The 16,013-nt window shown below is 36.1% G+C and carries 16 protein-coding genes and 1 pseudogene; 10 read left to right on the top strand and 7 right to left on the bottom strand.

Annotated features, from left to right (window positions below):
• Positions 1–2: 2 nt before the first annotated feature.
• Positions 3–1,565 (bottom strand): autoinducer-2 kinase, encoded by a 1,563-nt coding sequence (lsrK, locus tag RCJ96_RS16215; protein ID WP_139302811.1) that lies wholly within the window; start codon positions 1,563–1,565, stop codon positions 3–5.
• On the bottom strand, positions 1,565–2,497 hold the full coding sequence (locus RCJ96_RS16210; RefSeq protein ID WP_416504120.1) for a sugar-binding transcriptional regulator: 933 nt from the start codon (positions 2,495–2,497) through the stop codon (positions 1,565–1,567). Before RCJ96_RS16210 ends, lsrK begins: the two co-directional genes overlap by 1 nt.
• Before the next feature lie 197 nt (positions 2,498–2,694).
• Between RCJ96_RS16210 and RCJ96_RS16205 the strand changes: the two genes are divergently transcribed.
• Genes RCJ96_RS16205 through lsrB form a run of 4 tightly spaced genes read left to right on the top strand, consistent with a single transcriptional unit; the run spans position 2,695 to position 7,152 of the window.
• Entirely contained in the window at positions 2,695–4,176 is a 1,482-nt protein-coding gene (locus RCJ96_RS16205; protein ID WP_416504121.1) for a sugar ABC transporter ATP-binding protein, read from the top strand.
• A complete protein-coding gene (locus tag RCJ96_RS16200) occupies positions 4,173–5,126 on the top strand; it encodes an ABC transporter permease subunit (protein WP_074608458.1) in 954 nt (317 codons plus the stop codon). The genes RCJ96_RS16205 and RCJ96_RS16200 overlap by 4 nt, the downstream gene beginning before the upstream one ends.
• Positions 5,123–6,112 (top strand): ABC transporter permease, encoded by a 990-nt coding sequence (locus RCJ96_RS16195; RefSeq protein WP_139302810.1) that lies wholly within the window; start codon positions 5,123–5,125, stop codon positions 6,110–6,112. Before RCJ96_RS16200 ends, RCJ96_RS16195 begins: the two co-directional genes overlap by 4 nt.
• Positions 6,109–7,152 (top strand): autoinducer 2 ABC transporter substrate-binding protein LsrB, encoded by a 1,044-nt coding sequence (gene lsrB / locus RCJ96_RS16190; RefSeq protein WP_074608454.1) that lies wholly within the window; start codon positions 6,109–6,111, stop codon positions 7,150–7,152. The genes RCJ96_RS16195 and lsrB overlap by 4 nt, the downstream gene beginning before the upstream one ends.
• Positions 7,153–7,196: 44 nt before the next feature.
• On the opposite strand, the gene RCJ96_RS16185 is transcribed toward lsrB, so the two are convergent.
• Positions 7,197–8,699 carry a malate:quinone oxidoreductase gene (locus tag RCJ96_RS16185; protein WP_000069165.1) on the bottom strand — a complete coding sequence of 501 codons (1,503 nt, stop codon included), beginning with the start codon at positions 8,697–8,699 and terminating at the stop codon, positions 7,197–7,199.
• 380 nt (positions 8,700–9,079) lie between these two features.
• On the opposite strand from RCJ96_RS16185, the gene RCJ96_RS16180 reads away from it, so the two are divergent.
• A complete protein-coding gene (locus RCJ96_RS16180; RefSeq protein WP_416504122.1) occupies positions 9,080–10,126 on the top strand; it encodes a DUF2332 domain-containing protein in 1,047 nt (348 codons plus the stop codon).
• A 133-nt stretch (positions 10,127–10,259) separates the two neighbouring features.
• On the opposite strand, the gene RCJ96_RS16175 is transcribed toward RCJ96_RS16180, so the two are convergent.
• Positions 10,260–10,607, bottom strand: a complete 348-nt coding sequence (locus RCJ96_RS16175; protein ID WP_270795957.1) for a short-chain dehydrogenase — start codon at positions 10,605–10,607, stop codon at positions 10,260–10,262.
• Between the two features lie 141 nt (positions 10,608–10,748).
• Positions 10,749–11,231 carry a hypothetical protein gene (locus RCJ96_RS16170; protein WP_270795954.1) on the bottom strand — a complete coding sequence of 161 codons (483 nt, stop codon included), beginning with the start codon at positions 11,229–11,231 and terminating at the stop codon, positions 10,749–10,751.
• A 112-nt stretch (positions 11,232–11,343) separates the two neighbouring features.
• On the opposite strand from RCJ96_RS16170, the pseudogene RCJ96_RS16165 reads away from it, so the two are divergent.
• Both RCJ96_RS16165 and entB read left to right on the top strand, forming a co-directional pair.
• Positions 11,344–11,421, top strand: a pseudogene (locus tag RCJ96_RS16165) (nitroreductase); the annotation flags it as partial.
• A gap of 206 nt (positions 11,422–11,627) precedes the next feature.
• The gene (gene entB, locus RCJ96_RS16160) at positions 11,628–13,202 is read left to right on the top strand and encodes a cell wall-binding protein EntB (protein ID WP_446699817.1); all 1,575 of its coding nucleotides are present in this window, start codon (positions 11,628–11,630) and stop codon (positions 13,200–13,202) included.
• Between the two features lie 51 nt (positions 13,203–13,253).
• On the opposite strand, the gene RCJ96_RS16155 is transcribed toward entB, so the two are convergent.
• Positions 13,254–13,769, bottom strand: coding sequence for a kinase (locus RCJ96_RS16155; RefSeq protein WP_071735995.1), 516 nt, complete (start codon positions 13,767–13,769; stop codon positions 13,254–13,256).
• Positions 13,770–13,870: 101 nt separating this feature from the next.
• On the opposite strand from RCJ96_RS16155, the gene RCJ96_RS16150 reads away from it, so the two are divergent.
• From RCJ96_RS16150 to RCJ96_RS16140, 3 genes are read left to right on the top strand one after another with little or no spacing between them, the layout of a single operon-like run.
• On the top strand, positions 13,871–14,176 hold the full coding sequence (locus RCJ96_RS16150; protein ID WP_000387607.1) for a YfzA family protein: 306 nt from the start codon (positions 13,871–13,873) through the stop codon (positions 14,174–14,176).
• Between the two features lie 13 nt (positions 14,177–14,189).
• Positions 14,190–14,723, top strand: a complete 534-nt coding sequence (locus RCJ96_RS16145) for a GNAT family N-acetyltransferase (protein ID WP_074609162.1) — start codon at positions 14,190–14,192, stop codon at positions 14,721–14,723.
• A 16-nt stretch (positions 14,724–14,739) separates the two neighbouring features.
• Positions 14,740–15,270, top strand: coding sequence for a cysteine hydrolase family protein (locus RCJ96_RS16140; RefSeq protein WP_270795951.1), 531 nt, complete (start codon positions 14,740–14,742; stop codon positions 15,268–15,270).
• Between the two features lie 190 nt (positions 15,271–15,460).
• On the opposite strand, the gene RCJ96_RS16135 is transcribed toward RCJ96_RS16140, so the two are convergent.
• On the bottom strand, positions 15,461–15,898 hold the full coding sequence (locus RCJ96_RS16135; protein ID WP_000997708.1) for a YndM family protein: 438 nt from the start codon (positions 15,896–15,898) through the stop codon (positions 15,461–15,463).
• Positions 15,899–16,013 lie beyond the last annotated feature (115 nt).

The following is a 16,013-nucleotide window of genomic DNA, read 5'->3' as shown; positions in this document are numbered from 1 at the left end:
TGTTACAGTGCACCAGGCGCAATCCACATATGTGAGGTGAGCCCTTTATCAGCTAAAGCGAGCTGACTGTCATACACAGTTTTCCATGTTTCATAGAACTCTTTATATAGTTCGTGATTTTCAGTAACTGGTTCGAATGTTTGCTCCCACTGTACAAACTGTTCGGCAGTCTCTTCCATAGATGCATATATGCCAGCACCAACTCCTGCAGCAATCGCAGTTCCTAAAGCAGCTGCTTCTTTCACAACAGGTACTTTTACAGGAATACCAAGGACGTCTGATAGAATTTGTGGCCATAGTTTTCCTTTAGCGGCACCACCAGCAAAAATAACTTCAGAAGGGAATATACCAGTTAGATTTTCTATTAATTTTAAGTTTCCAAGTGTAACGAAGGCGGCATTTTCTTCAATAGCACGAAACAGTTCTTTTTTTCCGCATTTGTCAGCGTCTAAACTTAAATTTAAAAAAGAAGGTGCGGCATGACGCCAAGAAATGTAGTTCATAACGTTTGAAAAAGTAGGGATAATGCCATGTGAACCGACAGGTACGTCTTTCGCTTGTTCTTCTAGTAATTCATAAGCATCTACACCGAGTTTGTCAGCAAGTTTCTTTTCCTCTTGGCAAAAAGCGTCTCGAAACCAGCGCATAACGAGGCCTGGGAAAAAGGCAATTGTTTCGTATTGCCATAGGTTACGTACGACGTGACAATTTATACGAATCGCAGCTTGTGGATCTGGTATTGGCTCAGTAACATTCACTTCTTGTTGCCAAAAACTACCTCCGCATATTAATGTTTGATTCGGTTTCACGACTCCAGTTCCGAGTGATGCCATTTGAGCATCTCCGCCCCCGGCTACGACAGGAATTCCTTCACGTAATCCAGTTAATGCTGCACACTCTTTTGTAACGTTGCCAATTACTGTACCAGCTTCATTTACTGTTGGTGAAAATGGTAAAGATAGACCGCACTCCTTAGCGACATCGTTATCCCACACTCTATTTTGTAAGTCAAAAATACCTGACGTACATCCATTTGAAGGATCGATTTGCAGCACGCCGCTTAATTTATATAAGATCCAATCGTTTAACATTGTAAAAGAGTGAATAGTATTATAGACGTCGGGTTCATGTTTTTTAATCCAAAGTAGGCGGGGTAAAGCACCTAATGAAAAAGTTTGACCAGACTTTGTATATAAATCTTTTTCAAGATGTGACCGAATTTCTTTTAGTTCACTAACCTCAGCAGATGCGCGCCCATCAACATTTGCACAGGCCCATATTTCTTGCCCATCTTGATCATATAAAACAAATCCTTCCCGCATACTTGTCGCACTAATAGCAAGAATGGAAGAGGCAAGAGTATTGCTTTTTTGAAGAACCTCTTTCGTGCATTCTTGTACTAGCTTCCAATTTTCTATTACATCAAAGTTCATAGAGCCTGGATAACGAGGGTCAGATTTGTGAATCCATTCTTTTTGACTTACTGCAATTTGATTACCATGTAAATCAAAAAGAACTGCTCGTATGCTTCCTGTACCAGCATCGAAAGCTAATAAATTGGACATTAACAATCACCATCCTTTCGTAATAAGGAGAGGGCAGTTTCCTCATCGGTAATTAATGTATGAATAAACTTTCCTTTTAAGGCACCATAAATTGCATCTATCTTTTCAGTACCTCCAGCAACACCGACGACATGCTTCATATTGCGCAAAACAGAGAGGGATGTGCCAATTAGACGATTGTGATGCGAGAGCTCTAATAAATCGCCATTTGTATCATAAAACTGTCCTAAAATATCGCCAGCACCGTTTTGACTACGAATATATGTCATCTCACGTAAAGTTAATTTTTCTTCTTTTACAATCGTAGCGTCTTGAGATAGTCCTCCAATACCGACAACAGCCGTATGAGCAAGTGAAGCGACATGAAGCATATCTTTTACACTCGGTTCTGATAAAATACTTTGTGCCATTTCGGTTGTAGACGCTAGAAACGGCGTAGGGATAATGTGAAGATTACCTTGCATGTAATGTAAATAGTTTTGTTTTCTCGGGAGATAGTGATTTACTCCGCCTGTTAACGTTACGATTGAGAGATTAATAGAACTTTCGAAATGAATGTTTTCTAGCATTTTGCTAATTGTTTCTCCCCAGCCAATACCGAGTAAATCTCCTTGCTGAAGCTGAGTTTCTAAATATTGTGCAGCAGCTTTTCCGAGAGAATCGTGATAATTGTTTACTGGGGTCGGGATAATAAAAGCATCTTTTAAGTGGAATTTTTTCATTAGGTCACGCTCAATACTTAAACAGTGCAAACCAGTCCCTTTTACGTGAAATGTAACGATACCTTCACTCCGCGCCTTATCTAATAACCGGACGACTTTATTTCTTGAAATATGAAGAAGTGAAGCGATCTCCTGTTGTGTTAATTGGTCTTTATAATAGTACCAAGCTACTTTCGTTAATAAATTCTCTTCAAAGTTCAGCTGAGTCATACTTTTCATCCCTTTCAACAATTGACCACAGCTTAAACATATGTACCATATATTTTGTTTATTCCAGTTGAAGCGATTAATAGTACGTAGAAAAAAGTGTTCTAGATATAAAAAAAGGAATATACAATGCTACAAAACAAGTAGAACAAATAATCATTTTCTCAAAAAATGTTCTGTATAAAGGCAGGTGACATCATGTGGAGAACGCACCTTTATTACAAGTAAAAAAAATGAGTAAGGCGTTTTTAAATCAACTTGTATTAAAAGAAGTGAACATTCAAGTAGAGCGCGGAGATATATACGCTTTAGTTGGAGGGAATGGTGCCGGGAAATCAACATTAATGAAAATATTAACGGGGTTATATTCGTATGATGATGGAGAAATGTATGTAAAAGGAACGAAGCATCAGTTTTCAAATCCGTCAGAAGCACATCGAAAAGGTATGTATTTAATACCGCAAGAACCACTCATTTTTCCGCATATGACTATTGAAGAAAATATATGTATCGGGTTAAAAGAAAAGAAAAAGAAATTAAGAGTACAGATTGAGCAATTGATTAGCAGCTTAGGATGGAGTATTGACCTTAATGAACTAGGAGGATCATTATCGATTGCGCAACAACAGTTAGTAGAAATTGTTAGAGGATTAATACGAGAAGCCGAGATTCTTATTCTAGATGAGCCAACATCGACATTAACAACTCACGAAATTAAGAGTCTTTTTGTGTTGATGAAAAGTTTACAAGAAAAAGGAATAGGGATGATTTATATTACGCATCGTTTTCCAGAAATCTTTGAAATTGCTAACAAAGTAGCAATATTACGAGATGGAATGATTGTAAGTCAAGGAGATGTATGTGACTATACATATGACATGCTGATGGAGGGACTATTGCCAAAAGGGTATAAACAGAAAGAGAAAATAGAAGTAGTTCAAGAGACCACAAGGATGAAAAAAATATTAGAAGTGAATGATATAAATGGTCACGCATTCGAAAATATATCATTCACTGTACATGCGGGTGAGATTGTAGGTATTGCAGGCATTGTTGGATCGGGCAGAACGGAATTAGCAGAAGCGATATTTGGATTGAAAACTGTAAAATCAGGGTCTATTTTATTAGATGGAAAATCAATTGATACATGTTCTTTGCATAAAAGGCTAGACGAAGGACTAGTTTATGTGCCAGAGGATAGGGCGAGGAATGGAATTTTCTCACTTGCTTCTGTTAAAGAAAATATTGCAGCAGCAAGTTTACGGCAAAAAAATCGCTTTTTTATAAATCAAGAAAAAGAAAGCGCTTTAGTTAATTCGTTTATAGAACAGTTCCGAATTGTTGTACAGAATATGAATGAAGAACTGGCATCTTTATCAGGAGGTAATCAGCAGAAGGTCGTGCTTGCAAAGTATCTCGCATGTAATCCTAAAGTTATTATTCTTGATGAGCCGACTCGTGGAATTGATGCGAAAGCAAGGCTTGAAGTGTATGAGACGATCGAAAAAATGAAAAGGGAAGGACTCGCAATTTTATTAATCTCTTCAGATGTTGAAGAAATTGTTCAATTAGTAAACCGTGTATATGTAATGAGAAATGGACGATTTGTTTCTCATATGGAAAAAGAACAACTGAGTGTGAATGAAGTTACACGCCTTGCATACGGAGGTGTAGCGGAATGAAGCGCATGCTAAAAATGCACGAAACGTCTATCATAACGTTACTACTAATTTATATAGCTATTGTAGGAATGATAAATCCTAGTTTTATTCAATTTAACTCGTTATCTTTAATGGTGAAATCAAGCGTTATTTTAGTCGTGTTAGCAATTGGCCAATCGTTCGTCTTATTTACTAAAAATATAGATGTATCAGTTGGTTCAAGCATGGGGTTAAGTGCAGCAGTTTGCGGAATGTTGCTAACGAATGAATATAGTGCATCCTTGTCGATATTTGCTACTATTACACTTGGCGCTATTATCGGTTTCGTAAACGGAATGGGCGTTGCGAAGTTTCGAGTACCAGCCATTATTATGACATTAGGCATGTTAGGAATTATTAGAGGTGCCATGTTAATTTTCACAGGCGGGAAGTGGATTGAAGATATTCCAAACGATTTTAAGCAGCTGTCATCTATCGTCATTCTTGGTTTACCTATAACTGTATGGTTCGTTCTTATTATTTTACTACTACTATACTTCTTTTTAAGGAAAGTGCCATTTGGAAGATACTTTTATGCGGTAGGTGATAATGAAGATGGCGCGAGACTTATTGGTATACCTGTTAATAAAGTGAAGATATGTGCGTTTATGATTTCAGGCATAAGTGCTGCGCTCGCTGGTTGCATATTTGTTATGAATATCGGGTTCATTCCAAATCAAACTGGTACAGGATTAGAATTACAAGTAATCGCAGCCGCTGTACTAGGGGGCATTCATTTGAAAGGAGGAACAGGATCTTTATTTGGAGCTGCATTAGGAGCATTCTTTTTAGAAACAATAAGCAGTTCACTCGTCTTTCTAAAAATACCAGCATTTTGGAATAATGCTATTTCAGGTTTTTTATTATTACTTATCATCATACTGGATAGTGTTATGAAAAAGTGGAAGGCAGAAAGGAGGATGAATCTATGAAGTATGTATACAGATGGGAAGGTGTTCTAATTGTATTGCTTCTTATAGAATTCATTCTCTTTAGTTTAATCAATAGTGATTTCTTAAATATTAGTAATCTCCTTTTTAGTACAAATGATTTCCTATTTATTGCAATTGCGGCGATACCAATGACTTTCGTTATAGTAACAGGAGGAATTGATGTATCGGTCGGCTCAATAATGGGTCTCACTTCAATCTTAATCGGTGTACTTTGGATGAGCGGAATATCTATTTTGTTTGCTGTCATAATATCTCTAATAATTAGTTGTTTAGCAGGCGCTTTAAACGGACTTATTATAAAAATGACAGATGTAGAACCACTCGTCGTTACACTCGGCACGATGTTTTTATACGGAGGAATTGCACTCGTCATTTCAGGAGGGGCAGGTGCTTCTGGGTATGAAGGGATCAGTGGTTTACCTGACGCATTTGTACAACTGGCAAGCGGTAGTTTTATAGGAATACCAAATTTATTATGGCTACTGATCGTATTAACAGTTTTATGTGCTGTATTATTTCACCGAACTATATACGGACGCCATGTAAAATTAACAGGTGCGAACGAAAATGCAGCAAAATACACCGGGATTAAGACGAAGAAAGTAGTCATCATCGCTTACATGCTTTCCGGGTTAGGAGGTGGATTAGGGGGGACTTTCTTAACTGCCTATTTCGGTTCCGCACGTGCTGATATGGGAAGTGAAACAATTTTACCAATCATTACGGCAGTCGTATTAGGCGGGACACTTATTACAGGGGGAAAAGGAAGCATTATCGGTACTGTACTGGCGAGTATTTTCATTGGACTCATGCAGTATGGCTTGCAAATGACGGGTTTAACAAATGAACAATCCAACGTAGTAATTGGTATTATCCTTATTCTTTCAGTTATTATGAGACATTTCAAATTACATCAATTCACACTGGGGAAAAGAAAGAATTTGCATAAGGGGGAAATGTCATGAAGAGAAAACTAGGGATTGTATTCATTGTATGTATTTGTTTAATCGGTTTAATCGCCTGTTCTAGTCAAACCGCAGATAAGAAAAAAGCGGATGATGTGAAATTTGCATTTATCCCGAAATTAACAGGAGTTGGATTCTTTACATCAGGTGGTGAAGGAGCAAAAGAGATGGGAGATAAGTTAGGCGTGCAAGTGAAGTATGATGGACCGTCTGAAGCGAGCGTATCAGGGCAAGTAAAGTATATAAATAATTTTATTAACCAAAACTATGATGCACTTATGGTTTCCTCTACATCAGTTGATGGTTTATCGCAATCACTACAACGTGCTAAGAAAAAAGGAATGACTGTCTTAACGTGGGATTCTGATGTGAATCCGAAAGACCGTTCCTTTTATATCAGCCAAGGAACACCAGACCAACTTGCTAACTTATTAATTGACATGACTTCCAAGCAAATTGGAGATAAAGGGAAAGTAGCATTTTTTTATTCTAGCCCAACAGTAACAGATCAAAACCAATGGGTAACGAAAGCGAAAGAAATTATTAAAAAGAAATATCCGAACTGGGAAATTGTAACGACGCAGTACGGTGAAAATAATGCGCAAAAGTCTTTGTCAGTAGGAGAGAATATTTTAAAAACGTATCCTGATATTAATGCAGTCATTTGTCCAGATGCAACGGCACTTCCGGCAATGGCACAAGCAGCTGAAAATTTAAAAATGGATAAAAAGGTTGTCGTAACTGGCTTCTCTACACCAAACGTTATGCGTGATTACGTAAAACGAGGAACAGTAGCACAATTTGGTTTATGGGATGTAAAACAACAAGGTGCACTCGCAACGTATGTTGCAAATGAAATTGTTGTAAAAGGGAAGAAGTTAAAAGTAGGGGATAGCTTCGAAGTAAAAGGAATTGGAAAAGTGAAAGTAGAGCCAAACTCCATTCAAGGATATGATTATGAGGCAGAAGGAAACGGAATTATCGTGTTACCAGAACGAGTTGTATTTACGAAGGATAATATTGATAAATATAATTTCTAGTAACGAAAAAACGTCCGAATGTATCGGACGTTTTTATTTCTTCATTAATTATGAACTGTTTCTTTTTCATTTAATCCAAGGGTACGACCTGTAGAAGTGTGGAGGTCTTGGAATAATCTTGGATTTTCTGTTAATGAAATGCCGTAAGAAGGAATCATTTCTTTTATTTTTCCTTCCCATTCTACCATTCGGCTTGGGAAACATTTTTCTAATACTTCAAGCATAACATGAACGGCAGTAGAAGCACCCGGTGAAGCACCTAGTAATGCTGCGATTGATCCATCAGCCGCACTAACAACTTCTGTACCGAATTGAAGTGTTCCTTTACCGCCAGCATCAGTATCTTTAATTACTTGTACACGTTGACCAGCAACTACAATATCCCAATCTTCACTTTTTGCGTTCGGAATGAATTCGCGTAATTCTTCCATACGTTTTTCGTGTGATAACATAACTTGCTGAATTAAGTATTTTGTTAGTCCCATTTCTTTTACACCAGCAGCTAACATCGTTAAGACGTTATTCGGTTTTACAGAACCAATTAAGTCAAGGTTTGAACCAGTTTTTAAGAACTTAGGAGAGAACCCTGCGAACGGTCCAAATAGTAAAGCTTTTTTATTGTCTATATATCTCGTATCAAGATGAGGTACAGACATTGGCGGAGCGCCAACTTTAGCTTTACCGTATACTTTCGCATGATGTTGCTCTACAACTTTTTGGTTTTTACATACCATAAATAGTCCACTTACTGGGAATCCACCGATATGTTTTGATTCAGGAATACCAGTCTTTTGTAGTAGAGGTAGACTACCGCCGCCGCCGCCGATAAAGACGAATTTTGCAGTATGATGCTCGATTTTACCACTATTCATATCGTGTACTTTTACTTCCCACAAACCATTCTTCGTGCGTTTAATATTTTCGACACTATGTTTGTAGTTTAGCTCGACATCTTTCGTTTTTAAGTAATCAAACAGCATACGTGTTAATGCACCGAAGTTAACATCAGTTCCAGAGTCAATCTTCGTTGCAGCCATCGGTTCATTAGATGTACGACCTTCCATAATGAGTGGAAGCCATTTTTTTAATGTTTCAGGAGCATCGGAAAATTCCATTCCTTGAAACAGTGGATTTTTTGAAAGCGCTTCAAAACGGTTTTTTAGAAACTGAACATTTTTTTCACCTTGTACTAAACTCATATGAGGTAGAGGCATAATGAAATCTTGTGGATTACGAATTAATTTGCTTTTTACAAGATATGCCCAAAATTGTCTTGAAAGCTGGAATTGCTCATTCACTTTTACAGCCTTACTAATATCTATAGATCCGTCAGATTTTTCGGAAGTATAGTTCAGTTCGCATAGTGCAGAATGCCCTGTACCTGCATTATTCCATTCGTTAGAGCTTTCTTCCCCGGCACTTGCAAGTTTTTCAAAAACTTTAATTTCCCATTCAGGTGCTAATTCTTTTAGTAATGAGCCTAACGTTGCACTCATAATTCCTGCACCAATTAAGATAACGTCTGTTTTTTGCTGCATGTTGCTCATGATAATCTCTCCATCCCCTATATTGGCAAAAAAGAGTAGGTGTTTTCTATGTCTAAGCCGTAAAAGAGAAACACCGCCTAGGCCCCACCTAGGTATTTACCTTTTTTGTCTCAATTATATAACCATCTCATACTCTATTATAATAATTAATAGACTAAAATATCTAGTGTTATCTGATAATTTTAAAATATTTAACGCTTTATTTGCCAAAATTCTTATTTAACAAGCACTTTTCAGTTAATGAATAGAAAAAAATTACAGTTTGAAATTATCTCGAAAAAGCTTACGTATCCAAAAGTGAGTAGAAAGGATACCTTTTTATGGGATTTTTTGCCCTGTTTATTGTATGATTATTCTGAAAGTTAAAAGGAGGGATACACATGCGTACACAAGAACAAATCGCAAACTTATTTCGAAATTTTTCAATAAAGGAATGTAAAGGGTCAAGTGACTTATATGAATACTTAGCAATACAAATTGCTGAAGATGAGGAAGTACTTACACTATCTTCCTACGCTCAAGCAGGTCAACCAGTCCCAAACTTATTATTAGGTGCCGTACATTATTTATTACTAGCAGGGAAAGAACATCATCTGAAAACGTATTATAGTAGCTTAGTTGAAAGTGCTAATACGGATTTAGATCAAGCTTTTCATCATTTTAAAGATTTCTGTAAAATGTACAGAGAGGAAATCATTACTTTATTACAAACGAAACTTGTTCAAACGAATGAAGTAAGACGATGTGCGTACTTATATCCAAGTTTCAATTACATATTTAACAAAGTGAATAAACCGTTAGCTTTAATAGAAATTGGGACAAGTTCTGGATTACAACTATTTTGGGACCAATATAGCTATTCGTACGGTACAGGTGAAAGTTACGGAAATATAAATTCGAATGTACATGTAACTTCTGAAATAAGAGGGGAAAATGTGCCTCAACTTTTAAAAGAAAGTCCACCTGTCGTAGAAAGAATCGGACTAGATTTACATGTAAACGATCTACATAGTAATGAAGATTATTTATGGCTACGTGCACTCATTTGGCCAGAACATAAAGAAAGGCTTGAACTGTTTGACCAAGCTGCATCTTTAGTAAAAAATAAATCTGTTCAATTAATAGAAGGAGACGGTGTAGAGCTATTACCATCTATTATTGAACAAATAAGTGAAGATGCTGTTATCTGCATTTTCCATACACACGTCGCCAATCAAATACCAGAACAAGTAAAACGTAAACTGGAAAAACAAATCCAAGAAATTGGTGCAAAACGCGATGTATTCCACCTATATAACAACATGTGGGACCGGGACCTTCATATTGATTATTATATTAACGGAAACGAATATCGTGAAACGGTTGGAGAAACGGAAGGGCATGGGAGATGGTTTAGTTGGAAGCTTGGGAAGGAGACGCTTATTTAGATTAATAGGGGCGCCCTTACTTGTAAAAGGTGAGGGGATAGGTTCAAGCATTTACTAAATGACTAAGGAATAAATTTATTAGTACTATACAAAAAACTCTTGGGAGAAATCCTAAGCGTTTTTTGTATTACATTTAAACCCCATAATGGATCATGTACTTTTGTTCTGCTTTAGCTTGTACAATTTTTGAAGCTAACGCATTCAGCTCATCAGAACTTTTGAAGAACTTTGAAGATGTAACTGTTTCATAGAATATTGCTAATGATTCAGGTGGGATAATTGTAATACCATAATAGACTAAACCGTATTCCTGATTTTTGACTGTATGGAAGTAGGTTTTCATAATTGATAAATTTTGATTTAAACTACTGATAATATCATCATCAACAGAAATACAATGATATTTCTCTGGTGTATAATCCTCGTAATTTTTTCGAGAAGTAAAATCATCAATTATTCCAAAATCATGGACACATGCCATCCATATCATCCTTTCAGCTTTAATAAAGTGAGTTCTATTAAAGTAAAATAGTCATTTTGTTTACGTGTAATAGAAATAGTTATGTAGTTCATTAGTATAGTACTTCATAAAATATCTTCGGTTCTTCTTCGTGAAACCAGTTTATTTATCGATAAACTCATCGGGAGTCCAAGTGGCGATTTCATTCCTAGGTGCAGCAACTACAAGCCATTGCTCATATTGGACACCAGCTTGCCAACATTCATAATAATCATGAAAACCATTTACAAAAATAATTTTTCCACTCTCTAATGTAATAATTAAATGAGGGCTTTCTAAGCCGAGTTGTATATCGGTAACTTTTTGTCTTCTTATCTCAAATATTCTCTCATATTCCTCTTCCTCAGAATAATCTTCAAAGTCATCTTCATTTAATGGGTGTCTTTTTGTAGATTTATTAAATAAAAACCATTTTGATTCGATATTGATATATAATTGTCCGTCATAATCAACGGAGTCGTGAAAGTTTGTGAAATGAATCTTTATAGTGCCTGAAGAAATACCAAATTGTAATCCATCAACTTGTGATCCGATGAAGAGATTTTTCAATACTTTTTCAGCATGAATTTTATCTTCTTTATTCATTCTTGAAATCCTCCTTTGTATAAAAATATACCTTATATTTTTATTGTAATAAATAAATTTTCATGTAAAATGAACCTTTTGTGAAAAACGAGCGAATATAGTGTGAAAGATCATGAGGAGAGCTATAGTCGCTACTCAATTTTTAGCAATCGTCAGTTTGTTTTTGGCGGGAATTGCGACAACTATATAGTGTGAAGAAGGGCATAAAACGTTTATAAAAAATAAGGAAACTTATAATATATAGAATTAGAAATGAGAATTTGATAGTATTGGAGTAAGGAGTTTTAATAACAGTATATTAAGCCGTATTAATATACCTGTTGCGAATGCTTTCATTAAATCTCTTGATTTGATGGGAGTATTTGATAGAATTCAAAAAATATAATGGAGGTTAATATGAAAAAAGTAATTGGCGCAGCAACAGCAACTGTTTTCGGATTGGGAGCATTTACTACAACTGCTACTGCAGAAACAATCGTAACAGCAGATGTACTCAACGTACGTGAAAAACCGACTACGGAATCAAAAGTGGTCGAAAAAGTAAAAAACGGGGAAGAGTTAAAAGTCATCAATACCGAAGATGGCTGGTCAAAAATTGAGTTAAATGGTAAAGAAGTATTTGTAAGCTCAGAGTTTACTAAAGATATTTACCATGTAACAGCAGATTTGTTAAATGTACGTTCTGAATCAAACACAGAATCAAAAATTCTTGGCAGACTGAAAAAAGATGATGTAATTGAATCAACGAATCAAGTAAAAGACGGATGGCTACAATTTGAGTATAAGGGAAAAACAGCTTATGTAAATGTTTCTTTCTTATCAAGTAAAGCACCAATTGAAAAAAAGGCTGACGAGAAAACGAAGCAAGTAGCGAAAGTACAAAAATCGGTTAAAGCTAAGGAAGAAGCTAAAACACAGAAGATAACAAAGGCAAAAGAAACAATAAAACCTAAGGAAGAAGTGAAAGTGCAAGAAGTAGCGAAACCTAAGGAAGAAGTGAAAGTGCAAGAAGTAGCGAAACCTAAGGAAGAAGTGAAAGTGCAAGAAGTAGCGAAACCTAAGGAAGAAGTGAAAGTGCAAGAAGTAGCGAAACCTAAAGAAGAAGTGAAAGTGCAAGAAGTAGCAAAGGCTAAGGAAGAAGTGAAAGTGCAAGAAGTAGCGAAACCTAAGGAAGAAGTGAAAGTGCAAGAAGTAGCGAAACCTAAAGAAGAAGTGAAAGTGCAAGAAGTAGCAAAAGCTAAGGAAGAAGTGAAAGTGCAAGAAGTAGCAAAAGCTAAGGAAGAAGCGAAAGTACAGGAAATAGCAAAGGCTAAGGAAGAAGTAAAAGCACAAGAGATAGCCAAAGCTAAGGAAGAGGCGAAAGCACGAGAAATAGAAAAGGCTAAAGAAGAAGCAAAAGCACGAGAAATAGCCAAAGCTAAAGAAGAAGCAAAAGCGCAAGAAATAGCCAAAGCTAAGGAAGAAGCAAAAGCACGAGAAATAGCCAAAGCTAAAGAAGAAGCAAAAGCGCAAGAAATAGCCAAAGCTAAGGAAGAAGCGAAAGCACGAGAAATAGCAAAGGCTAAGGAAGAAGCGAAAGCACGAGAAATAGCCAAAGCCAAGGAAGAGGAAAAAGCACGAGAAGCACTAAAGGCAAAAGAAGAGTCTAAAAATAACGTGCAGTCTGCTAAACGTGAATTAACGGTGGTGGCGACAGCATATACTGCTGATCCGAGTGAGAATGGTACATATGGTGGACGCGTTTTAACTGCGATGGGGCATGATTTAACGGCTAATCCGAATATGAGAATTATTGCAGTAGATCCGAAAGTAATCCCATTAGGATCTAAAGTATGGGTAGAAGGTTATGGAGAAGCAATCGCTGGAGATACCGGAAGTGCAATTAAAGGTAATCGCATTGATGTATTAATGGGTTCAAAAAGTAAAGCGATGAATTGGGGAAGACAAACAGTTAAAGTGAAGATTTTATAATAAATCTAGAATATAACATAATGAAAATAAGACTGACATATTCTGTCGGTCTTATTTTCGTACCATCACATCATTAAGAATTGCATCAAATATATCTTTTTGTGTGAAGTTATCTGTAAAAATAGTTTCTCTAGTAACTTCGATTGTATCGTGCGGATTATACCATTTTTGTAGGGAATCCTCACCAAATTCATGCCGCTTTTCCCTTGTGTTATGTCGTCGAATCGTTTCTTTTAACGATAAATCAAAGTAATATGTATACGCGTTTCCTTCAAAAAAATGTATTAATTCTTTCAGCATATCACCGTATCTACGACTGTTTAAAATACCTTCTAAAATAACAAACTCACATTTCCCTTTTCCGTACTTTGTAATTTCAAATAGTAAATCGTGTGATAAATTACCGATCGTGTCGTGTACTCTAAGCATATCTCTACGTACAACATCCTGCGATACTAAAAGTGTGCCTTGTCCGAAATGTTCTTGTAGTTGCTTTGCGATTGTTGTTTTACCACTTGCGGAGTTTCCTCTAAGGATGATTAATGTTGATTTTATAGGATTAGACATAATGTATTCCCCCAACGTGAATGATTATATAGAAAATTTTAACAAATGAAACGTAGAAAGTGTATAATTAATATGATGTAAATAAAAAAGGTGGGGGCGAAATGGAAGCGAAATTAAATAAGGCGCAGCCAATTTGGAAACGAACATGGTTTCGCTATCTTGGGGTATTTATAATTGTACAATTGTTGTTTATTATTTGTGAAGTAACTGCATGGGCACCAAACTTTAGACCTGGCGGAGAATTCTTTAATAGAGTATTAAATTCTCAATTTTTTACAGAATGGTTCACGCCATATAAAATTCCTCATTTTAATGTGTTTACAGCATTTTTTGCCATTACATTGTTACCATACGCACTAATAGGTGCAATGAAAGATTTCACTACAAGAAAAAATATAAAGAATTAAAAAGAGGTACTATATGCTATTTCAAAAAGATAATGTATCGGTTAGGTATGTAGTAGAAGAGGATGCACCAATCATTTCAAAATGGTTAACAGACCCAGAAGTACTGCAGTATTACGAAGGACGAGATGATCCGCAATCAGTAGAAATGGTACTGAATCATTTTATACATAATCCAAATAGTCCTGAAAAAAGGTGCTTAATAGAGTTTGATGATGTGCCGATTGGTTATATTCAAATGTATCCAGTTGATTCGGAGTGGAAAACATTATATGGCTATGAAGAATTGCAAAATGTATGGGGGATGGATCAATTTATTGGAGAACCCGCCTATTGGGAAAAGGGAATTGGAACTAAACTTGTTCAGGCAGCAATTACATATATTATGGAGAACACGGGAGCAGAAGCAATCGCAATGGACCCGAAAGTAAATAATGAACGTGCAATAAAGTGTTATGAAAAATGCGGATTTAAAAAGGTGAAGTTTTTAAAGGAACATGAACTGCATGAAGGGGTATTAGAAGATTGTTGGATGATGGAATATAAATAAAAGGGGGCTGCACGAAATGAAAAAAGCATTAATAGTAATCGATGTGCAAGCAGGTATGTATACAGCAGGAATGCCAGTACATAATGGGGAAAAGTTTTTAGAGACATTACAAGAGCTTATTGAGAAATGCCGTTCAAATGATATTCCGGTAATTTATGTGCAACACAATGGACCGAAAGACCATCCGTTAGAAAAAGGTACAGATGGGTGGAAAATCCATGCAGCAATTGCTCCACTAGAGGGAGACAGTATCGTTGAAAAAACGGCGCCAGATTCATTTTATAAGACAAACTTAAACGAAGTGTTACAAGAAAAAGGGATTGAACACGTTATTCTTTCAGGAATGCAAACAGAGTACTGTGTGGATACGACAACGCGCAGAGCGTTTAGTGAAGGGTATAAAGTAACGTTAGTGAGCGATGCACATAGTACGTTTGATACAGAGGTGTTACGTGCTGAAGACATTGTGAAGCATCATAACGTAGTGTTTGGAGCGTTTGCTAATGTTGTTACGTTAAAAGATTTGAAAGAAACTGTCTCTAAATAAGAGGCAGTTTTTTATTAGAGGAAATCGTGTCAAATAATGTCGGTAAGTCGATATCCTTTGTCGAAACGTCGATATATTGCAATAATCGTTGATATATTTGAAAAATCGTTGATATAATTTCACGTACCATAATAAAAACACAAAAAAAGGAGCTCCACATAATTAAAAAGGGCGCTCCTGTATCAAAATATTATTTCTTCTTATCTTTATCCAATATATTCTGTTCTTCCGCAAACTCCGTACCATATGCGAAACGTCGATTAATATGAATATTATCGTTGTGGTGCCTTGTGCGGGAGCTAGAGAAGCGATGAACGATTACTTCTGATAATGTAAAGACAATCGCGGAAAGGATGCTTCCCCATGCAATTTGCATATAGTTGTCCAATAAAATATTACCGAAAATCCATACGCTTAAATATGTTAGTAAGAAATCCGACATAATGGCACCAGTATTGCCAATTCGATTTAAAATAATTTTATCAACGAACATATAAGATACGATTGTAACGAAGAGACTGAACGAAATAATTTGGACGAACGTTGCTGGGAAAAATAAAGCGAGTCCGATACTAAATGCGATAATGCACGATATAAACTTGATAAGCACTACTGTGAAATCATTCAAAATTTACACCTCCGTTTTATCCATAGTTTTGCAATAAATATAGGAGTTCATACATTGTAACGGATATATTTACATAAAACTTTTTCATGTCAATTATTTGTCTAAATATTAAAAA

It is taken from the genome of Bacillus sp. BSL6 (assembly GCF_052928345.1).
Note: the sequence above shows the minus strand (reverse complement) of the source record. Positions and strands in the feature narration are given on the sequence as shown.